Genomic DNA, 19,223 nt, shown 5'->3' with positions numbered 1-19,223 from the left:
ACTCGCCGGTCCACCGAGAAAAAATCTCTGCCGCTGCATACTGTCTGTAGACGTAACGTATTCCTAATTTTGACTTTATGCGTTGTAAAAGTAAAACAAATGCCAGCTTTCGCTTACCTGCAGAGGTAATATTCTGTAAAAATGTTGGGTTTGCGGCGAAATCAGGCATCAAGCCGATCCTGAACCGGCAATAGAAAGGAAATGTACATGAGCCTGAATGGGGCGAATATAGTCGATGTCCGTGGCGTCAGCTTCACGCGCAGCAGCCGGGTCATTTTTGACAACATCTCTCTCACCGTGCCTCGCGGTAAAATCACCGCCATTATGGGGCCCTCCGGCATTGGTAAAACGACATTACTGCGCCTGATTGGCGGGCAGATCCCCCCGAGCCAGGGCGAGATCCTCTTTGATGGCGAAAATATTCCGGCCATGTCCCGCTCGCGCCTCTACACCGTGCGTAAACGCATGAGCATGCTTTTTCAGTCCGGGGCGCTTTTTACTGACATGAATGTCTTCGATAATGTCGCCTATCCGCTGCGTGAGCATACCCACCTGCCGCCGGAACTGTTGAAAAGCACCGTGATGATGAAACTCGAGGCCGTCGGCCTGCGTGGTGCCGCTAAACTGATGCCTTCCGAACTCTCTGGCGGCATGGCCCGTCGTGCGGCCCTGGCGCGCGCGATCGCGCTGGAACCCGATCTGATCATGTTCGATGAGCCGTTCGTCGGCCAGGACCCCATCACCATGGGCGTGCTGGTCAAACTGATCTCTGAACTGAACAGCGCGCTGGGCGTGACCTGTATTGTGGTCACCCACGACGTACCAGAAGTGCTGAGCATTGCCGATTACGCCTATATCGTGGCGGATAAGAAAATTGTGGCGCACGGTAGCGCGCAATCATTACAGAGCAACAGCGATGCGCGTGTCCGTCAGTTCCTCGACGGCATTGCAGATGGCCCCGTGCCGTTCCGTTATCCGGCGGGCGATTATCATAAAGATTTATTGGGAATAGGGAGTTAAGCCACTCATGCTGTTAAATGCGTTGGCCGCTCTCGGACACCGTGGCATAAAAACCATCAGGACGTTCGGGCGTGCCGGGTTGATGTTATTCAATGCGCTGGTCGGGAAACCGGAATTCCGCAAACATGCCCCTCTGCTGGTACGCCAGCTGTATAATGTCGGCGTGCTGTCGATGCTCATTATCATCGTTTCCGGCGTCTTCATCGGGATGGTGCTGGGGCTGCAGGGTTATCTGGTTCTCACCACCTACAGTGCGGAAACTAGTCTCGGAATGCTGGTGGCGCTCTCCCTGTTGCGTGAGCTGGGTCCGGTGGTCGCGGCGCTGTTATTCGCCGGGCGTGCCGGTTCGGCGCTGACGGCGGAAATCGGCCTGATGCGCGCCACCGAGCAGCTCTCCAGTATGGAGATGATGGCCGTGGATCCGCTGCGTCGGGTGATCGCGCCGCGCTTCTGGGCGGGCATGATCTCGTTGCCGTTGCTGACTATTCTCTTTGTTGCGGTCGGGATCTGGGGCGGATCGATGGTTGGCGTGCAGTGGAAAGGGATCGATGCCGGCTTCTTCTGGTCTGCGATGCAAGGTGCGGTTGACTGGCGTCTGGATCTGGTTAACTGCCTGATTAAAAGCGCGGTATTTGCCGTGACGATCGCCTGGATTGCACTGTTCAATGGCTACGATGCAATCCCGACGTCTGCCGGTATCAGCCGGGCAACCACCCGCACTGTTGTTCATTCGTCGCTGGCCATACTGGCTCTGGATTTTGTGCTCACCGCACTGATGTTTGGGAAATGAGTTCATGCAAACGAAAAAAGTAGAAATTTGGGTAGGCGTATTTGTTTTGCTGGCACTGCTGGCCGCACTGTTTTTAAGCTTCAAAGTGGCGGATGTTACGACGATCCGCACCGAGCCCACATATCGCATCTATGCCACCTTCGATAATATCGGCGGCCTGAAAAGCCGTTCTCCGGTGCGCATTGGCGGGGTAGTGGTAGGGCGTGTGGCCGATATCACCCTCGACGAGAAAACCTATCTGCCGCGCGTCGCGCTGGATATTGAAGAGCGCTACAACCACATCCCGGATACCAGCTCCCTGTCTATCCGTACCTCCGGCCTGTTAGGTGAACAATACCTGGCGCTGAACATCGGTTTTGAAGATCCCGAACTGGGAACGACTATCCTTAAGGACGGTGGCGTAATTCAGGATACGAAGTCAGCCATGGTGCTGGAAGATATGATTGGTCAGTTCCTTTACAACAGCAACAGTAAAGGGGGTGACGAGAATCAAGCTGCTCAGACACCTGCGCAGAGTGACATTACGCCGCCTGTTGGCACGACGAATTCATCTCAGGAGAAGTAATTCATGATTAAACGACTGTTAATGGTTGCCATGCTGATGATTGCCCCTTTGACTGCTGCTAACGCAGCCGACCAGAGCAATCCTTATCAACAGATGAATGAGGCGGCTAAGAAAACCTTCGATCGCCTTAAGAACGAGCAGCCGAAAATTCGTTCCAATCCCGACTACCTGCGCGATGTGGTCGATCAGGAGCTGCTGCCGTATGTTCAGGTAAAATATGCCGGGGCTCTGGTGTTGGGTCGTTACTACAAAGACGCCACGCCAGCGCAGCGCGATGCTTATTTTGCTGCGTTCCGTGAGTACCTGAAGCAGGCCTACGGCCAGGCGCTGGCCATGTACCACGGCCAGACGTATCAGATTGCGCCGGAACAGCCGCTGGGCTCAGCCACCATCGTTCCTATCCGCGTGACTATCGTCGATCCAAACGGTCGTCCGCCAGTGCGTCTGGATTTCCAGTGGCGTAAGAACAGCCAGAACGGTAACTGGCAGGCTTACGACATGATTGCCGAAGGCGTCAGCATGATCACCACCAAGCAGAACGAATGGAGCGATCTGCTGCGTACTAAGGGCATTGATGGTCTGACTGCTCAGCTGAACAGCATCTCGCGTCAGAAAATTACCCTGGATGAGAAAAAATAATGACGTCGCAGCTCAGCTGGACCCGAGAGGGTGAGACGTTGTTACTCACTGGCGAGCTGGATCAGGATTATCTGAATCCTCTGTGGGATGCGCGCCATGAAGCCATGCAGGGCGTCTCCTGTATTGACCTTGGCGGCATTTCCCGCGTGGATACGGCGGGCGTCGCGCTGCTGGTTCATCTGGTGGCGGCAGGCAAAGGGCAGGGCAAGCAGGTAGCGCTTGCGGGCGTCAGTGATAACGTCATCACCCTGGCTCAGCTCTATAATCTGCCGGAAGACGTATTGCCTCGCTAATTTTTTCAGTACGTTACTATCAAAAGCCCCGACTGTTTCATCGTCGGGGCTTTTTGCTTGTTTAAGACCGCGCCACTTTGCTCTAAGATGTTGGGCTTGTTTTCACACCAGATGATAGAGATCCCATGGAAAATCATGAAATCCAGACCGTGCTGATGAATGCACTTGCCCTCCAGGAAGCCCACGTCTCCGGCGACGGCAGCCACTTTCAGGTTATTGCTGTGGGAGAGATCTTTGACGGCATGAGCCGCGTGAAAAAGCAGCAGGCTGTATACGCGCCGCTGATGGAATATATCGCGGATAACCGTATTCATGCCCTGTCGATCAAGGCGTTCACCCCGACTGAGTGGGCACGCGATCGCAAACTAAACGGTTTTTGAGCTGAGGGTGATTTGCCCGCAGCACGGTTGAATTCATACAGAGAGTAAATCATGGACAAATTTCGTGTTCAGGGGCCTACGCGTCTCCAGGGCGAAGTCACAATTTCTGGCGCCAAAAACGCCGCGCTGCCGATCCTCTTCGCCGCACTGCTTGCGGAAGAGCCGGTAGAGATCCAGAACGTTCCTAAACTGAAAGACATTGATACCACCATGAAGCTGCTCGGCCAGCTGGGTACCAAGGTGGAGCGTAACGGATCCGTGTGGATCGACGCCAGCAACGTGAATAACTTCTCCGCGCCGTACGACCTGGTGAAAACCATGCGCGCCTCTATCTGGGCGCTGGGTCCGCTGGTGGCCCGTTTTGGTCAGGGTCAGGTCTCTCTGCCTGGCGGCTGCGCTATTGGCGCGCGTCCGGTCGATCTGCATATTTTCGGCCTCGAGAAGCTGGGTGCTGAAATCAAGCTGGAAGAGGGCTACGTCAAAGCCTCCGTCAATGGCCGCCTCAAGGGCGCGCATATCGTGATGGATAAGGTGAGCGTTGGCGCGACCGTCACTATCATGTCTGCGGCTACGCTGGCAGAAGGCACCACCATCATCGAGAACGCCGCGCGCGAACCGGAGATTGTGGACACCGCCAACTTCCTGAACACCCTGGGGGCGAAGATCACCGGTCAGGGTACCGACCGTATCACCATCGAAGGCGTTGCACGTCTGGGTGGCGGTGTGTATCGCGTTCTGCCTGACCGTATCGAAACCGGGACCTTCCTGGTCGCAGCGGCCATCTCCGGTGGGAAGATCGTCTGCCGTAATGCCCAGCCTGATACCCTGGATGCGGTACTGGCTAAACTGCGTGAGGCGGGTGCCGACGTCGAAACCGGTGAAGACTGGATCAGCCTGGATATGCACGGTAAGCGGCCTAAAGCCGTCAACGTGCGGACTTCCCCGCATCCGGCCTTCCCGACCGATATGCAGGCGCAGTTCACGCTGCTGAACCTGGTGGCCGAGGGTACAGGTGTGATCACCGAAACGATCTTTGAAAACCGCTTTATGCACGTACCGGAGCTGATCCGTATGGGCGCGCATGCTGAGATCGAAAGCAACACCGTGATTTGTCATGGCGTGGAAAAACTGTCCGGTGCGCAGGTGATGGCGACGGATCTGCGTGCATCTGCGAGCCTGGTGCTGGCGGGCTGTATTGCTGAAGGTACCACGCTGGTGGACCGTATTTATCACATCGATCGCGGCTATGAACGCATCGAAGATAAATTGCGTGCACTGGGTGCAAATATTGAGCGTGTGAAAGGCGAGTAATCGTTAAGGCAGCCCCCTGCCATCTCGACCGGGGGGTTGCTATTCCCGTTTAATGGAGCGTCATTGTTGGCGCTCTTTTTCTTGTCTTCTCTGGCGCATCATGCGCGTTCTGTCGACAAACTCATGGGTTATCGGGTCATGGTAACGTGATGGCCAAATTACCCAGGGATCGGTACCTAACGCCGTGGCAATGATCAGTTCTCCCTTCGGCCAGGGGCGCGTCAGCGCATTTGCCAGAGTAGATGAACTGAGACCATTACGGCGGGATTCTGCAGCCAGTGATGTTCCCTTCTTGCGCAGCGCGGCAATAATATCGGCCGAGTGCCAGTCGATAAATTTCTTATCCATACAGTAGTCCCTCTGTTCTGGTACGTTCACGTCATTTCAATTAAATGACGTATTTACTATACCTTCTTCGAACAGCGGTTCTAAAAAGTTCGCATTACTGGAAGCAATATTCAGATTTTGCCAGGGCTTTAATCATGCGGCCTGTAAGCGGATTCTTTAACAACGTTATGGCTAGTATTTGGAACTTACAGGAACTCTATTTTCATGTAAAAGAGAGTTCCCTTGTCCTTATCGATCGCGCTGAACAGCGATATGCGCGAGACCGATCAGAGCATCTCGCCATGGGCTGTCTGGGATAACCTGAAGTGCGGTGATGGCTTTATCGGCCTCTTCCTCGGCACGCTGACGGGTCCATTCCAGAGAACCACAGGTCGCCATTGCTTCCAGTACGGGTTCCAGAAGGTGTCGGCCGTTTCCTTGCTCAATGGCTTCACGGATCAGGTTTGCCTGCTCAGGAGTGCCGTTACGCATGGCATGCAGCAGCGGTAGCGTCGGTTTGCCCTCGTTGAGGTCGTCACCGACGTTTTTGCCCAGGGTTTCGCCATCGGCGCTGTAATCGAGCAGATCGTCGATCAGCTGGAAGGCGGTGCCAAGGTAGCGTCCGTAGTCCTGCAGGCCACGTTCCTGCTCCTCAGTACAGCCAGAAAGGATACCAGAGCACTGTGCGGCAGCCTCAAACAGACGCGCGGTTTTGCTGTAGATCACCCGCATGTAGTTCTCTTCGGTGATGTCCGGGTCGTTGACGTTCATGAGCTGCAGAACTTCGCCTTCCGCGATCACGTTCACCGCTTTGGACATCACTTCCAGGACCTTCAGCGAACCGAGGCTGGTCATCATCTGGAAGGCGCGGGTATAGATAAAATCACCTACCAGTACGCTGGCAGCATTGCCAAACGCCGCGTTGGCGGTGGCTTTGCCACGACGCATATCGGACTCATCGACAACGTCATCATGCAGCAGCGTGGCGGTATGAATAAATTCGATCAGCGCCGCGATCGTGACGTGCGCATTCCCCTGATAACCTACCGCGCGAGCGGCGAGTACCGCGATCATCGGACGGATGCGTTTACCCCCGCCGCTGACGATGTAGTAACCCAACTGATTGATTAGGGAAACGTCAGAATCGAGCTGTTCCAGGATCGCTGCATTTACACCCGCCATATCTTGCGCGGTTAACTCATTGATTTTTTCTAAATTCATCGCAAAAGCCGGGCTTGTAGTCCTGTTTTCCACATTTCAAATGGGCTAACGTAGGGTTCGGTTTATCAATAGTAGCGCTGATTGTACTGAAAAAACGCCTCAGATAAACGTTACCGTACGTGTTGTGTTTTTTTTCTTCATGTATTGACGGTAGCACTTGTCAAAGGCTCGCGTTTTGCGTAATATTCGCGCCCTATTGTGAATATTTATAGCGCACTCTGAATCACACGAGGATGTGCGCGGAAGCGGAGTTTATATGTACGCGGTTTTCCAAAGTGGTGGTAAACAACACCGAGTAAGCGAAGGTCAGACCGTTCGCCTGGAAAAGCTGGACATCGCAACTGGCGAAGCTGTTGAGTTCGCTGAAGTTCTGATGATCGCAAACGGTGAAGAAGTCAAAATCGGCGTTCCTTTCGTTGATGGCGGCGTTATCAAAGCTGAAGTTGTTGCTCATGGTCGTGGCGAGAAAATTAAGATCGTTAAGTTTCGTCGTCGTAAACACTACCGTAAGCAGCAGGGCCACCGTCAGTGGTTCACTGATGTGAAAATTACTGGCATCAGCGCCTAAGACCTGAGGAGAGATTTAAATGGCACATAAAAAGGCTGGCGGCTCCACACGTAACGGTCGCGATTCAGAAGCTAAACGCCTTGGCGTTAAGCGTTTCGGTGGCGAAACCGTTCTGGCGGGTAGCATCATCGTTCGTCAGCGTGGCACCAAATTCCACGCTGGTAACAACGTAGGTTGCGGTCGTGACCACACTCTGTTTGCTAAAGCAGACGGTAAAGTGAAATTTGAAGTTAAAGGCCCGAACAACCGTAAATACATCAGCATTGTTGCTGAGTAAGGTTTTCTCGGTCCGGTAACGGATTAAAGCCCCGCAACGTGTTGCGGGGCTTTTTACATTGGAAACCCGGTAATTTTTTCTGTAGGGAAAACGGGCATGAAGCAGCAGGCCGGCATCGGTATTCTTTTGGCGCTCACCACCGCAATGTGCTGGGGTGCACTGCCAATTGCAATGAAGCAGGTACTGGAAGTGATGGAGCCGCCTACGGTGGTGTTCTACCGCTTCCTGATGGCCGGTATAGGGTTGGGAATTATCCTTGCGATAAAAGGTAAGCTTCCCCCTCTGCGCATCTTTCGTAAACCGCGTTGGCTGGTGATGCTGGCGATTGCGACAGGTGGCCTGTTTGGCAACTTCATATTGTTCAGTTCTTCCCTGCAATATCTCAGCCCTACGGCATCGCAGGTTATAGGCCAGCTTTCACCGGTCGGTATGATGGTGGCCAGCGTCTTCATCCTTAAAGAGAAGATGCGCGGTACGCAGATTATCGGGGCAATGATGCTGCTTTGCGGTCTGGTGTTGTTCTTCAATACCAGTCTGATAGAGATATTTACTCGCCTGACGGATTACACCTGGGGTGTGATTTTCGGCGTGAGTGCGGCGGCGGTGTGGGTAAGTTATGGCGTCGCGCAAAAGGTGTTATTGCGTCGCCTGGCGTCACAGCAGATCCTGTTTTTGCTGTACACTTTATGTACTATTGCACTGTTGCCGCTGGCGAAGCCGGGAGTGATTACCCAGTTAAGCGACTGGCAGCTGGCGTGTCTGATCTTTTGTGGTCTGAACACGTTAGTCGGTTATGGCGCGCTGGCAGAAGCGATGGCGCGCTGGCAGGCAGCACAGGTGAGCGCACTGATTACGCTGACCCCGCTGTTTACGCTGTTATTTTCAGATTTATTATCAATGGCCTGGCCCGATTTCTTCGTCAAACCGATGTTAAACCTGTTGGCTTATCTCGGTGCGTTTGTCGTGGTTGCGGGCGCGATGTATTCCGCCATTGGTCATCGTCTTTGGGGACGTTGGCGCAAAAATGAAGCGGCTGTAGTGTCCCCCGCTCAGGCGAATGATTTACGGAGAGTAAAATGAAGTTTGTTGATGAAGCAACGATCCTGGTCGTGGCAGGTGATGGCGGTAATGGTTGCGTAAGCTTCCGCCGTGAAAAATATATTCCCCGTGGCGGCCCTGACGGCGGCGACGGCGGTGACGGCGGTGACGTATGGCTTGAAGCCGACGAAAACCTTAACACGCTGATCGATTACCGTTTCGAGAAAGCATTCCGCGCAGAGCGTGGCCAGAACGGCCAGAGCCGTGACTGTACCGGCAAACGCGGGAAAGACGTCAGCGTGAAGGTACCGGTCGGGACACGCGTTATCGATCAGGGTACGGGCGAAACCATGGGTGATATGACCAAACACGGTCAGCGCCTGATGGTCGCAAAAGGCGGCTGGCACGGCCTGGGCAACACCCGGTTCAAATCCTCCGTGAACCGTTCCCCGCGTCAAAAAACGATGGGTACACCGGGCGACAAGCGCGATCTGCAGCTCGAACTGATGCTGCTGGCAGACGTCGGGATGCTGGGGATGCCGAATGCCGGTAAATCTACCTTCATCCGCGCGGTCTCTGCGGCCAAGCCGAAAGTAGCGGACTATCCGTTTACCACCCTGGTGCCAAGCCTCGGCGTGGTGCGTATGGACACCGAGAAGAGCTTCGTGGTAGCCGATATCCCGGGCCTGATCGAAGGCGCCGCGGAAGGTGCTGGTTTAGGGATCCGCTTCCTGAAACACCTTGAGCGCTGCCGTGTTCTGCTGCACCTCATCGATATCGATCCGATCGACGGTTCCGATCCGGTGGAGAACGCCCGCATCATTATTGGCGAGCTGGAAAAGTACAGCGATAAGCTGGCTGCTAAGCCGCGCTGGCTGGTCTTCAACAAGATCGACCTGATGGACAAAGCAGAAGCCGAAGCGAAGGCGAAAGCCATTGCTGAAGCGATGGGCTGGGAAGATAAATACTATCTCATCTCCGCTGCAAGCCAGATGGGCGTGAAGGATCTGTGCTGGGACGTGATGACCTTTATCATCGAAAACCCGGTTACTCAGGCAGAAGAAGCGAAACAGCCTGAAAAAGTCGAATTCATGTGGGATGACTACCACCGTCAGCAGCTTGAAGAGCAGACGGAAGAAGAAGACGACGAAGACTGGGATGACGACTGGGATGAAGACGACGAAGAAGGCGTCGAATTCATCTACAAACGTTAAGACCGTCAATGGCCCCCTTATCAAGGGGGCTTTTTTTTAGTTCAGTTTTGTCGGTAGCCAACAGCCGACCGTCAGCCCGCCTTCAGGACGGTTTTCCAGCGTCAGTTTACCGCGGTGCAGCTGCACGATACGCTGCACGATGCTCAACCCTAGCCCGCTACCGCCATAACGTTGATCGATACGACGAAACGGTTCGGTAATGGACTGGCGATGTGCCTCATCAATGCCTGGCCCCCGATCGCAGACGCTCACCAGCGTGCCATCGTCGACTTCCTGCATTCTGACTTCAATGGTGGTTCCCGCCGGGCTGTAACGCACCGCGTTCTCCAGCAAATTGCGCAGCATCAGTCGTAGCAGGGTTGCGTCCCCCTGAACGCTCTGGGAGCCCGTCTGCGGCCAGATCACTGTGTGATCCCGGGTATCATTCTCCAGTGCCAGCGGCGCAAAAATAGATCCGCTCCAGTTAACCGTATCGTAATGCCCACTGGCCAAAGCCTGGCCCGCGCGAGCCAGCATCAGGAGTTGCTCCAGGGTATGCATCAGCTGGTCGATACGGGCAATCAGCGTTGTCGCCTGGGGCGAGCCTGACTGCGCCATCAGCTCCAGGTGCAGACGGATACCCGCCAGCGGCGTTCGCAGCTCGTGTGCGGCGTCAGCGGTGAAGAGGCGCTCCTGTTGAATGGTTTGATCCAGCCGGGCAAGAAGCTGATTTAGCGAGGTGGTGACGGCGCCAATTTCTTCCATGTCGGAATACATCGGCAGCGGGGAGAGATTATCAGCAGAGCGGTTTGCCAGGCTGGAGCGAAGCTGGTTGAGCGGGCGGGTGATCCAGCTGACCGCCCAGAAGGAGAAGAGCAGCGTAAAACCGACCATCACCAGCGAAGGTACCAGCAACGAGGCGATCGCCTCCCGGATCTCTTTCTCCACATGCTGGTTGCGCGCTTTGGCGGAAAGCGTCTCGTTGACCAGAAAGCCGATTTGCTCCCGGCTTTCATGCCAGAGCCAGATAACGCTGACCAGTTGAAAGAACAGCAGAATGACTGCCAACAGCACCATCAGACGACGGCGCATGCTGTTCATTTTTGGCTCTCCAGACGATAGCCCACGCCGCGCACGGTTTTGATCCGATCTTTACCCAGCTTACGCCGGAGGTTATGAATATGAACCTCCAGCGTGTTCGAGCCGGGATCGTCCTGCCAGGAATAGATGTCCTGCTGTAAGGTTTCACGGTGGACGGTCTGCCCGGTGCGCATGATGAGCCGCGTCAGCAGGGCGAACTCTTTTGGTGTTACCTCTACCGGCTGGGACTGTTGTAACACCTGCTGCGTTTGCAGATTCAGCGTCAGATCGCCGTCACTGAGCAGGTTATCGCTGTGCCCCTGATAGCGCCGAATCAAGGCTCTGGCCCGCGCCTGCAGTTCCGCCAGGGCAAAGGGTTTCACCAGATAGTCGTCAGCGCCGGAGTCCAGGCCGTTGATCCTGTCTTCCAGGGCATCACGCGCCGTCAGGATCAGCACTGGATTATCCACCCCGCGACGACGCCACTGGCTGAGCAGGGTGGCTCCGTCTTTATCCGGTAACCCAAGATCGAGGATTACAAGGCCATATTCACCGCTCTGGATAAGGCCATCAGCCTCGGCGGCAGTGCCAGCACAATCAAGCGTATAGCCCTCGGCTGAGAGCGCCAGAGCCAGTCCTTCCTGTAGCAGCAGATCGTCTTCAACAATGAGTAATTTCATCGCTAGTTATTCTGATAAATATCCTTGTAAAGCCGGCTCTCAAAGCGCACCAGCGGGATACGGCGATTGCGTTGGTCTGCAGGTTCAACCGCGTAGCCTGAAAGATACTGCACAAATGCCATCCGCTGCCCACTGGCCGTGGTGATAAATCCGGCAAGGTTATATACCCCCTGCAGTGAGCCCGTCTTAGCGGAGACTTTGCCATCCACACCCGCGGCATGCAGGCCGGCCCGGTACTGCAGGGAGCCGTCATAACCGGCGAGCGGCAGCATCGAGATAAAGTTTAGTTCAGTGTCGTGCTGAGCAATGTACTGAAGGACCTGCATCATGGTGGCAGGCGAGATCAGGTTATGGCGCGAAAGACCGGAGCCATCGACCGCGATGGTATTCCCGAGCTCAATACCGGCCTGCTGACGCAGGATCTGCCGGACCGCATCCGAACCGGCACGCCAGGTGCCTGGTACGCCGAAGCGGGCATGGCCGATCATGCGAAACACGGTATCGGCGATCATGTTGTCTGATTTTTTCAGCATGATCTTCAGTAGATCGTGCAGCGGTGCCGATTGCTTACTGGCAATCACGGTGCCCGGTTCGTTGCTCTGAGTCTGGCGCAACAGCGTGCCGCTGTAGGTGATATTGGCCTGCTTCAGTTCGTCTTTCAGGATCGCTCCGGCATAGCCTGCGCCATCCTGAATAGCGAAGGCCAGCGGCAGCGGATCGGCGCGTTGCGTCAGACAACCGGTTAGCGTAAAGCGGTTGAGATCGCCCGGGACCACATCCAGCTCGCAGTACTGCGCTTCCGGCGATCCTTTCGCCAGGGTTCGTACCTGGCTGAACATGTTGACCGGATAGTAGGACGCCACGCGGATAAAGGCTAAATCGTTGGGTTTTGGCGCGCTGTACAACGAAATGGAGAAGCAGTTGCGATCGACGATCGCGGCCGCAGGCGGTGCGCTAAAGCACTGGGTCATATCGTTCCACGGCCAGCCCGGGGCCTTATCGTGGCTGGCGAAGATGGAGGTGTCGATAAGCACATTGCCTTCAATGCGCTGCACGCCCGACTTCTTTAGCACGGCGACCATGTTGCGGATATCCTGACGCTTAAATGTCGGATCGCCGCCAAAACGGGCAATAAGATCGCCTTTGAGCACGCCGCTCTCGACGTTGCCTTTGCTTTCAAGCGTGGTGGTGAAGCGAAAATCGGGCCCCAGCTGCAGCAGGGCGGCCAGCGCCGTGATCACCTTTTGCGTACTGGCGGGCAGGGCCATTTGCTGACTGTGATAATCGATCTCAGGCGCCTGGGCGCCGACCTTCTGCACCATCAGGGCAAGGTTGGCGCCATCGGGCAGCTGATTAATATACTCGTCCACGTTCGCTGCCTGGACAGTGAACGCAATCGTGGTGGTCAATCCGATGATAAATCTGGAAAATCGCATAATCTCGCGCTAACAACCCGGAAACAAACCGTCATACTACGGCCCAACGCCCTGTAAAGTAAACGATGACCCATACTGAACTTCGCGGTAAAATACGTATCAAATTGAAAAATTACTGCTGACCTGGAACTTTGCTTCCGGGTCAGTTTTCTTTTGCTTCTGACCTGTGCCAGGCTGTGATGCCTGCGGGGCCAGTCGTCGGGTCGGTTACCCGTACCCAACAGGAATGTCAAAGAGGTATAACAAATGCAAGCTATTCCGATGACCTTACGTGGGGCTGAAAAACTGCGCGAAGAACTGGATTTTCTGAAATCTGTGCGCCGCCCTGAAATCATTGCCGCTATCGCGGATGCGCGTGAGCATGGCGATCTGAAAGAGAACGCTGAGTACCACGCTGCGCGTGAGCAGCAGGGTTTCTGCGAAGGGCGTATTAAAGATATCGAAGCTAAGCTGTCGAATGCGCAGGTGATTGATATCACCAAAATGCCGAACAACGGGCGTGTCATTTTTGGCTGCACCGTCACCGTGATCAATCTGGATAACGATGAAGAGGTTTCTTACCGCATCGTGGGTGATGACGAGGCAGATTTTAAGCAGAATCTGATCTCGGTAAACTCGCCGATTGCCCGCGGTCTGATTGGCAAAGAGCAGGACGATGTGGTCACTATCCGCACCCCGGGTGGGGAAGTGGAGTTCGAAATTATCAAGGTTGATTACCTGTAATTCGCATCTCCCGCCAGATGTTGATACATTGTAAAGATAGGAAAAAGGCCGCTTAGCGGCCTTTTATCAACTCAAGGAGCATGGCATTTTGCTCACCTGCTAAAGAAAAACCCCTCGTTTTACACAGAAAATGTGTTCAATTCAGGATAATCTTAGCGTGGCAGCGAGATTTTACGCTCTTTAGATGGGCGGTAGAGCACCAGCGTTTTACCGATGACCTGTACATTACAGGCGCCGGTTTCGCGCACGATTGCTTCCACGATCAAAGTCTTGGTCTCTCTGTCTTCAGAGGCGATTTTCACTTTGATTAATTCGTGGTGCTCCAGCGCTTGTTCAATCTCGGCCAGTACCCCTTCGGTCAAACCATTGTTGCCAAGCATTACTACAGGCTTGAGCGGATGTGCCAGACCTTTAAGGTGCTGTTTTTGTTTAGTACTCAGATTCATCGTATATTTTTGCTTACGTTGGGATTGAAAACGGTTCATTCTACCGCCATCTCCCTAATATCGCCAAATTGCTGAGTGGAAATTTACACCACAGGCTACGATGAACCAGGACGGAAAGTTAAATGACAGGTAAAAAGCGTTCTGCAAGCTCGAGCCGCTGGCTCCAGGAACACTTTAGCGATAAATATGTTCTACAGGCACAGAAAAAGGGGTTACGTTCCCGTGCCTGGTTTAAACTTGATGAAATACAGCAAAGTGACAAACTCTTTAAGCCGGGGATGACGGTTGTCGACCTCGGTGCAGCGCCCGGTGGATGGTCGCAATATGCGGTGACACAAATCGGCGGAACCGGCCGAATCATCGCCTGCGATCTTTTGCCTATGGATCCCATCGTTGGTGTGGACTTCCTTCAGGGCGATTTTCGTGATGAATTAGTACTGAAAGCGTTACTTGAACGGGTAGGTGACAGTAAAGTTCAGGTTGTCATGTCCGATATGGCGCCAAATATGTGCGGAACACCGGCGGTGGATATCCCTCGCTCCATGTATCTGGTAGAACTGGCGTTAGAAATGAGTCGTGATGTATTAGCGCCGGGTGGTAGTTTTTTAGTGAAGGTGTTCCAGGGCGAAGGTTTCGAGGAGTATCTGAAGGAAATTCGCTCCCTGTTTACGAAGGTCAAAGTTCGTAAGCCGGACTCTTCACGTGCGCGTTCACGTGAAGTGTATATTGTAGCGACCGGGCGAAAATGATAGCCGGTGGATTTCAGGCGAAAGTTTGAAATAAATCGGATACAGAGTATCCTGACGCTGTTTTTAACACAGTTGTAATAAGAGGTTAATCCCTTGAGTGACATGGCGAAAAACCTAATACTCTGGCTGGTCATTGCCGTTGTGCTGATGTCAGTATTCCAGAGCTTTGGGCCCAGCGAGTCTAATGGCCGTAAGGTGGACTACTCTACCTTCCTGCAAGAGGTCAACCAGGATCAGGTTCGCGAAGCGCGTATCAACGGACGTGAGATCAACGTTACCAAGAAAGATAGTAACCGTTACACGACTTACATTCCGGTGAACGATCCTAAGCTGCTTGATAACCTTCTGACTAAAAACGTCAAGGTGGTAGGTGAGCCGCCGGAAGAGCCAAGCCTGCTGGCTTCTATCTTCATTTCCTGGTTCCCGATGCTGCTGCTTATCGGCGTCTGGATCTTCTTTATGCGTCAAATGCAGGGCGGCGGTGGCAAAGGTGCCATGTCGTTCGGTAAGAGCAAGGCGCGTATGTTGACGGAAGACCAGATCAAAACCACTTTTGCTGACGTCGCAGGCTGCGATGAAGCAAAAGAAGAGGTGGGTGAACTGGTTGAATACCTGCGTGAGCCGAGCCGTTTCCAGAAACTGGGCGGTAAGATCCCGAAAGGCGTTCTGATGGTAGGTCCTCCTGGTACCGGTAAAACCCTGCTGGCGAAAGCTATCGCCGGTGAAGCGAAGGTACCGTTCTTTACCATTTCCGGTTCTGACTTCGTGGAAATGTTCGTTGGTGTCGGTGCATCCCGTGTGCGTGACATGTTCGAACAGGCCAAGAAAGCGGCACCGTGCATCATCTTTATCGATGAAATCGACGCCGTAGGCCGCCAGCGTGGCGCAGGCCTGGGCGGTGGTCACGATGAACGTGAGCAGACGCTGAACCAGATGCTGGTTGAGATGGATGGCTTCGAAGGTAACGAAGGCATTATCGTTATCGCGGCAACTAACCGTCCGGACGTTCTTGACCCTGCGCTGCTGCGTCCAGGCCGTTTTGACCGTCAGGTTGTGGTCGGTCTGCCAGACGTTCGTGGTCGTGAGCAGATCCTGAAAGTGCACATGCGTCGCGTACCGCTGTCTCCGGACATCGATGCGGCAATTATTGCGCGCGGTACCCCGGGCTTCTCCGGTGCCGATCTGGCTAACCTGGTGAACGAAGCTGCACTGTTTGCTGCTCGCGGCAATAAGCGTGTGGTCTCGATGGTGGAGTTCGAGAAAGCGAAAGACAAAATCATGATGGGTGCGGAACGTCGCTCCATGGTGATGACGGAAGCGCAGAAAGAGTCCACGGCTTACCACGAAGCAGGTCATGCGATTATCGGTCGTCTGGTGCCGGAACACGATCCGGTGCATAAAGTGACGATTATTCCGCGTGGTCGTGCGCTGGGCGTAACGTTCTTCCTGCCGGAAGGCGATGCCATCAGCGCCAGCCGTCAGAAACTGGAAAGTCAGATTTCAACCCTCTACGGTGGTCGTCTGGCAGAAGAGATTATCTACGGTGTGGAACATGTTTCGACCGGTGCGTCCAACGACATTAAAGTCGCGACTAACCTGGCACGTAACATGGTGACCCAGTGGGGCTTCTCCGACAAACTCGGTCCGCTGCTGTATGCGGAAGAAGAGGGCGAAGTCTTCCTCGGCCGCAGCGTGGCGAAAGCGAAGCATATGTCCGATGAGACAGCGCGTATCATCGACCAGGAAGTGAAGTCGCTCGTTGAACGTAACTACGGTCGCGCGCGTCAGATCCTGAATGACAATATGGATATCCTGCACGCGATGAAAGATGCGCTCATGAAATATGAGACTATCGATGCACCGCAGATCGACGACCTGATGGCACGCCGCGATGTGCGTCCGCCAGCGGGTTGGGAAGATCCAGGTACGTCCAACAACTCTGACAACAATGGCACGCCACGTGCGCCGCGTCCGGTCGATGAACCGCGTACGCCAAACCCGGGCAACACCATGTCAGAACAGTTGGGCGACAAATAAGTCACCGCTGTAGATGATGTTCTCTTTACCTGAAACCCTGGGGCTTGCCCCGGGGTTTTTCTTGTCTGCTTAACCAAAAACTCAGGGATTTGCCATGAAACTCTTCGCCCAGGATTCTTATCTCGATCTGACTCATCCGCATGTGATGGGGATCCTGAACGTCACGCCAGACTCTTTCTCCGATGGCGGTACGCATAACACGCTGATTGAGGCGGTCAGGCATGCGAATCTGATGATCAACGCCGGGGCGACCATCATCGACGTTGGCGGGGAGTCGACGCGACCGGGCGCGGCTGATGTTAGCGTGGACGAAGAGTTGTCCAGGGTGATCCCGGTGGTCGAAGCCCTTGCGCAGCGTTTTGAGGTCTGGATCTCGGTGGATACCTCTAAACCTGAGGTCATTCGCGAATCAGCGAGAGTGGGCGCTCACATTATTAATGATATCCGCTCCCTTACCGAGCCGGGGGCACTTGAGGCCGCCGCAGAGACTGGATTGCCGGTTTGTCTGATGCATATGCAGGGCCAGCCGAAAACCATGCAGGATGCGCCGAAATATGACGACGTGTTTGCTGATGTGAACCGCTATTTTGTTGAACATATTGCGCGTTGTGAGCGTGCCGGCATCTCAAAAGAGAAATTGCTGCTCGACCCGGGATTCGGTTTCGGTAAAAATCTCTCTCATAACTTCGAGCTTCTTGCGCGCTTATCTGAGTTTCACCATTTTGGCCTGCCGCTACTGGTCGGGATGTCACGAAAATCAATGGTAGGTCAGTTGCTTAACGTTGGGCCTTCAGACCGCCTGAACGGGAGTCTGGCCTGCGCGGTCATTGCAGCGATGCAGGGAGCGCATATAATTCGCGTCCATGACGTAAAAGAGACAGCAGAAGCCATGCGAGTGGTGGAAGCCACACTGGCAGCTAAGGAAAACAACCGCTATGAGTAATCGTAAATTTTTTGGTACCGACGGCATTCGTGGACGCGTGGGCGATGCGCCAATCACACCTGAGTTTGTGCTGAAGTTAGGCTGGGCGGCTGGCAAAGTGCTGGCAAGCCACGGCTCGCGCAAAATCATTATCGGCAAAGATACGCGTATCTCTGGCTATATGCTCGAATCGGCGCTGGAAGCGGGTCTTTCCGCGGCGGGGCTCTCAGCCTCCTTTACCGGTCCAATGCCGACGCCAGCCGTAGCCTATCTCACCCGAGCCTTCCGCGCAGAAGCGGGAATTGTAATCTCTGCATCTCATAACCCGTTCTACGATAACGGCATCAAATTCTTCTCAATCGACGGCACCAAACTGCCGGACGATGTCGAAGAGGCCATCGAAGCGGAAATGGAAAAAGAGCTGACCTGCGTTGACTCCGCTGAACTGGGTAAAGCCAGCCGTATCGTCGATGCTGCGGGCCGCTACATTGAATTCTGTAAAGGCACTTTCCCGAACGAGCTGAGCCTCAGCCATCTGAAAATTGTGGTCGACTGCGCGAACGGTGCAACCTACCACATCGCGCCAAACGTGTTCCGCGAACTGGGTGCGCAGGTTGTGGCCATTGGTTGTGAACCTAACGGGCTGAACATTAACGCTGAAGTGGGGGCTACGGATGTTCGCGCACTGCAGGCGCGCGTCCTGGCAGAGAAGGCCGATCTGGGCATCGCCTATGACGGCGACGGCGACCGTGTGATCATGGTTGACCACGAAGGTAATAAGGTCGACGGGGATCAGATCCTCTATATCATTGCCCGTGAAGGCCTGCGCCAGGGGCAGCTGCGCGGCGGTGCCGTCGGGACGTTGATGAGCAACATGGGCCTGGAGCTGGCGCTCAAACAACTCGGTATTCCGTTTGTGCGCGCGAAAGTGGGCGATCGCTACGTGCTGGAAAAACTGCAGGAGAAAGGCTGGCGCATCGGTGCGGAAAACTCCGGTCACGTGATCCTGCTCGACAAAACCACCACCGGTGACGGCATTGTGGCAAGTCTGCAGGTGGTCGCGGCCATGGTACGTAACCATATGTCCCTGCACGATCTGTGCAGCGGGATGAAAATGTTCCCGCAGATCCTGGTTAACGTCCGCTTCACGGCCGGTAAAGGCGATCCGCTGGAAAACGACAATGTTAAATCGGTGATGGCTGAGGTCGAAGCGGCCCTGGGCTCACGTGGCCGCGTCCTGCTGCGTAAGTCTGGCACCGAGCCGCTGATCCGCGTGATGGTGGAAGGGGAAGACGAAGCGCAGGTGACTGAATTTGCGCATCGCATCGCCGATGCCGTAAAAGCAGCATAATTCTCGTTAAGTGTCTAAAAAGGCGGCGCTTGCCGCCTTTGTTTTGCTCAGTGGCTGCGGTTTTGCTGTTTTTTTCCGCACTTGATACAATGAGCTGAAATTGCCCTTGCGAAGGTCATTCGCTTTGGTTAGTATTCACACCCGCTTCAGTGGGAAAGCAAAACTCCTGCTTATTGG

The 19,223-nt window shown here is 54.5% G+C and carries 22 protein-coding genes; 16 read left to right on the top strand and 6 right to left on the bottom strand.

The genetic code is table 11. From position 1 onward, the window contains the following. Nucleotides 1-207 precede the first annotated feature (207 nt). The 7 genes from mlaF to murA all read left to right on the top strand — a co-directional run bounded on the left by mlaF (nt 208) and on the right by murA (nt 4,998). The gene (gene mlaF, locus ACP4QI_RS19675) at nt 208-1,020 is read left to right on the top strand and encodes a phospholipid ABC transporter ATP-binding protein MlaF (protein WP_032614468.1); all 813 of its coding nucleotides are present in this window, start codon (nt 208-210) and stop codon (nt 1,018-1,020) included. A 7-nt stretch (nt 1,021-1,027) separates the two neighbouring features. Continuing rightward, nucleotides 1,028-1,810, top strand: coding sequence for a lipid asymmetry maintenance ABC transporter permease subunit MlaE (mlaE, locus tag ACP4QI_RS19670; RefSeq protein ID WP_142487251.1), 783 nt, complete (start codon nt 1,028-1,030; stop codon nt 1,808-1,810). Between the two features lie 4 nt (nt 1,811-1,814). Beyond that, nucleotides 1,815-2,375 carry an outer membrane lipid asymmetry maintenance protein MlaD gene (mlaD, locus tag ACP4QI_RS19665; protein ID WP_106994830.1) on the top strand — a complete coding sequence of 187 codons (561 nt, stop codon included), beginning with the start codon at nt 1,815-1,817 and terminating at the stop codon, nt 2,373-2,375. A 3-nt stretch (nt 2,376-2,378) separates the two neighbouring features. Then, nucleotides 2,379-3,014: a phospholipid-binding protein MlaC gene (gene mlaC / locus ACP4QI_RS19660; RefSeq protein ID WP_142487250.1), complete on the top strand. Its 636-nt coding sequence runs from the start codon at nt 2,379-2,381 to the stop codon at nt 3,012-3,014. Next, nucleotides 3,014-3,307 carry a lipid asymmetry maintenance protein MlaB gene (gene mlaB, locus ACP4QI_RS19655; protein ID WP_142487249.1) on the top strand — a complete coding sequence of 98 codons (294 nt, stop codon included), beginning with the start codon at nt 3,014-3,016 and terminating at the stop codon, nt 3,305-3,307. Before mlaC ends, mlaB begins: the two co-directional genes overlap by 1 nt. A 125-nt stretch (nt 3,308-3,432) precedes the next feature. Then, complete coding sequence (ibaG, locus tag ACP4QI_RS19650) at nt 3,433-3,687, top strand: BolA family iron metabolism protein IbaG (protein ID WP_032614457.1); 255 nt, start codon at nt 3,433-3,435, stop codon at nt 3,685-3,687. A 51-nt stretch (nt 3,688-3,738) separates the two neighbouring features. Further along, the gene (murA, locus tag ACP4QI_RS19645) at nt 3,739-4,998 is read left to right on the top strand and encodes a UDP-N-acetylglucosamine 1-carboxyvinyltransferase (RefSeq protein WP_039031637.1); all 1,260 of its coding nucleotides are present in this window, start codon (nt 3,739-3,741) and stop codon (nt 4,996-4,998) included. A 60-nt stretch (nt 4,999-5,058) separates the two neighbouring features. On the opposite strand, the gene sfsB is transcribed toward murA, so the two are convergent. Together sfsB and ispB are read right to left on the bottom strand one after the other, a co-directional pair. Beyond that, nucleotides 5,059-5,346 (bottom strand): DNA-binding transcriptional regulator SfsB, encoded by a 288-nt coding sequence (gene sfsB, locus ACP4QI_RS19640; RefSeq protein ID WP_142487248.1) that lies wholly within the window; start codon nt 5,344-5,346, stop codon nt 5,059-5,061. Between the two features lie 228 nt (nt 5,347-5,574). Further along, complete coding sequence (gene ispB, locus ACP4QI_RS19635; RefSeq protein WP_285129165.1) at nt 5,575-6,546, bottom strand: octaprenyl diphosphate synthase; 972 nt, start codon at nt 6,544-6,546, stop codon at nt 5,575-5,577. Between the two features lie 256 nt (nt 6,547-6,802). Here ispB and rplU point away from each other — a divergent pair, with 256 nt between their 5' ends. The 4 genes from rplU to cgtA all read left to right on the top strand — a co-directional run bounded on the left by rplU (nt 6,803) and on the right by cgtA (nt 9,643). After that, nucleotides 6,803-7,114 carry a 50S ribosomal protein L21 gene (gene rplU / locus ACP4QI_RS19630; protein ID WP_106994824.1) on the top strand — a complete coding sequence of 104 codons (312 nt, stop codon included), beginning with the start codon at nt 6,803-6,805 and terminating at the stop codon, nt 7,112-7,114. Nucleotides 7,115-7,133: 19 nt separating this feature from the next. Next, nucleotides 7,134-7,391, top strand: coding sequence for a 50S ribosomal protein L27 (gene rpmA, locus ACP4QI_RS19625; protein WP_007673187.1), 258 nt, complete (start codon nt 7,134-7,136; stop codon nt 7,389-7,391). Nucleotides 7,392-7,487: 96 nt separating this feature from the next. After that, the gene (locus tag ACP4QI_RS19620; protein WP_142487246.1) at nt 7,488-8,471 is read left to right on the top strand and encodes a DMT family transporter; all 984 of its coding nucleotides are present in this window, start codon (nt 7,488-7,490) and stop codon (nt 8,469-8,471) included. Beyond that, on the top strand, nt 8,468-9,643 hold the full coding sequence (cgtA, locus tag ACP4QI_RS19615) for an Obg family GTPase CgtA (RefSeq protein WP_106994822.1): 1,176 nt from the start codon (nt 8,468-8,470) through the stop codon (nt 9,641-9,643). Before ACP4QI_RS19620 ends, cgtA begins: the two co-directional genes overlap by 4 nt. A gap of 36 nt (nt 9,644-9,679) precedes the next feature. On the opposite strand, the gene pmrB is transcribed toward cgtA, so the two are convergent. Genes pmrB through dacB form a run of 3 tightly spaced genes read right to left on the bottom strand, consistent with a single transcriptional unit; the run spans nt 9,680 to nt 12,818 of the window. Then, nucleotides 9,680-10,723 carry a two-component system sensor histidine kinase PmrB gene (gene pmrB, locus ACP4QI_RS19610; RefSeq protein WP_426495747.1) on the bottom strand — a complete coding sequence of 348 codons (1,044 nt, stop codon included), beginning with the start codon at nt 10,721-10,723 and terminating at the stop codon, nt 9,680-9,682. Then, nucleotides 10,720-11,382: a two-component system response regulator PmrA gene (gene pmrA / locus ACP4QI_RS19605; protein WP_142487244.1), complete on the bottom strand. Its 663-nt coding sequence runs from the start codon at nt 11,380-11,382 to the stop codon at nt 10,720-10,722. The genes pmrB and pmrA overlap by 4 nt, the downstream gene beginning before the upstream one ends. Before the next feature lie 2 nt (nt 11,383-11,384). Then, a complete protein-coding gene (gene dacB / locus ACP4QI_RS19600; RefSeq protein WP_156264719.1) occupies nt 11,385-12,818 on the bottom strand; it encodes a serine-type D-Ala-D-Ala carboxypeptidase in 1,434 nt (477 codons plus the stop codon). A 246-nt stretch (nt 12,819-13,064) separates the two neighbouring features. Here dacB and greA point away from each other — a divergent pair, with 246 nt between their 5' ends. Further along, nucleotides 13,065-13,541 (top strand): transcription elongation factor GreA, encoded by a 477-nt coding sequence (gene greA, locus ACP4QI_RS19595; RefSeq protein ID WP_142487242.1) that lies wholly within the window; start codon nt 13,065-13,067, stop codon nt 13,539-13,541. 152 nt (nt 13,542-13,693) lie between these two features. Here the strand turns inward: greA and yhbY are convergent, their stop codons facing one another. Next, nucleotides 13,694-13,987, bottom strand: a complete 294-nt coding sequence (yhbY, locus tag ACP4QI_RS19590) for a ribosome assembly RNA-binding protein YhbY (protein WP_095099897.1) — start codon at nt 13,985-13,987, stop codon at nt 13,694-13,696. 122 nt (nt 13,988-14,109) lie between these two features. Between yhbY and rlmE the strand changes: the two genes are divergently transcribed. The 4 genes from rlmE to glmM all read left to right on the top strand — a co-directional run bounded on the left by rlmE (nt 14,110) and on the right by glmM (nt 19,046). After that, complete coding sequence (gene rlmE / locus ACP4QI_RS19585; RefSeq protein ID WP_032614435.1) at nt 14,110-14,736, top strand: 23S rRNA (uridine(2552)-2'-O)-methyltransferase RlmE; 627 nt, start codon at nt 14,110-14,112, stop codon at nt 14,734-14,736. Between the two features lie 102 nt (nt 14,737-14,838). Then, a complete protein-coding gene (ftsH, locus tag ACP4QI_RS19580) occupies nt 14,839-16,773 on the top strand; it encodes an ATP-dependent zinc metalloprotease FtsH (RefSeq protein ID WP_142487241.1) in 1,935 nt (644 codons plus the stop codon). Nucleotides 16,774-16,867: 94 nt separating this feature from the next. Further along, on the top strand, nt 16,868-17,716 hold the full coding sequence (gene folP, locus ACP4QI_RS19575) for a dihydropteroate synthase (RefSeq protein ID WP_142487240.1): 849 nt from the start codon (nt 16,868-16,870) through the stop codon (nt 17,714-17,716). Further along, nucleotides 17,709-19,046, top strand: coding sequence for a phosphoglucosamine mutase (glmM, locus tag ACP4QI_RS19570; RefSeq protein ID WP_142487239.1), 1,338 nt, complete (start codon nt 17,709-17,711; stop codon nt 19,044-19,046). The genes folP and glmM overlap by 8 nt, the downstream gene beginning before the upstream one ends. The last annotated feature ends 177 nt before the right edge of the window (nt 19,047-19,223 follow it).

It is taken from the genome of Leclercia sp. TB492, from assembly GCF_049974505.2.
Classification (GTDB): domain Bacteria; phylum Pseudomonadota; class Gammaproteobacteria; order Enterobacterales; family Enterobacteriaceae; genus Enterobacter; species Enterobacter adecarboxylatus_C.
Note: the sequence above shows the minus strand (reverse complement) of the source record. Positions and strands in the feature narration are given on the sequence as shown.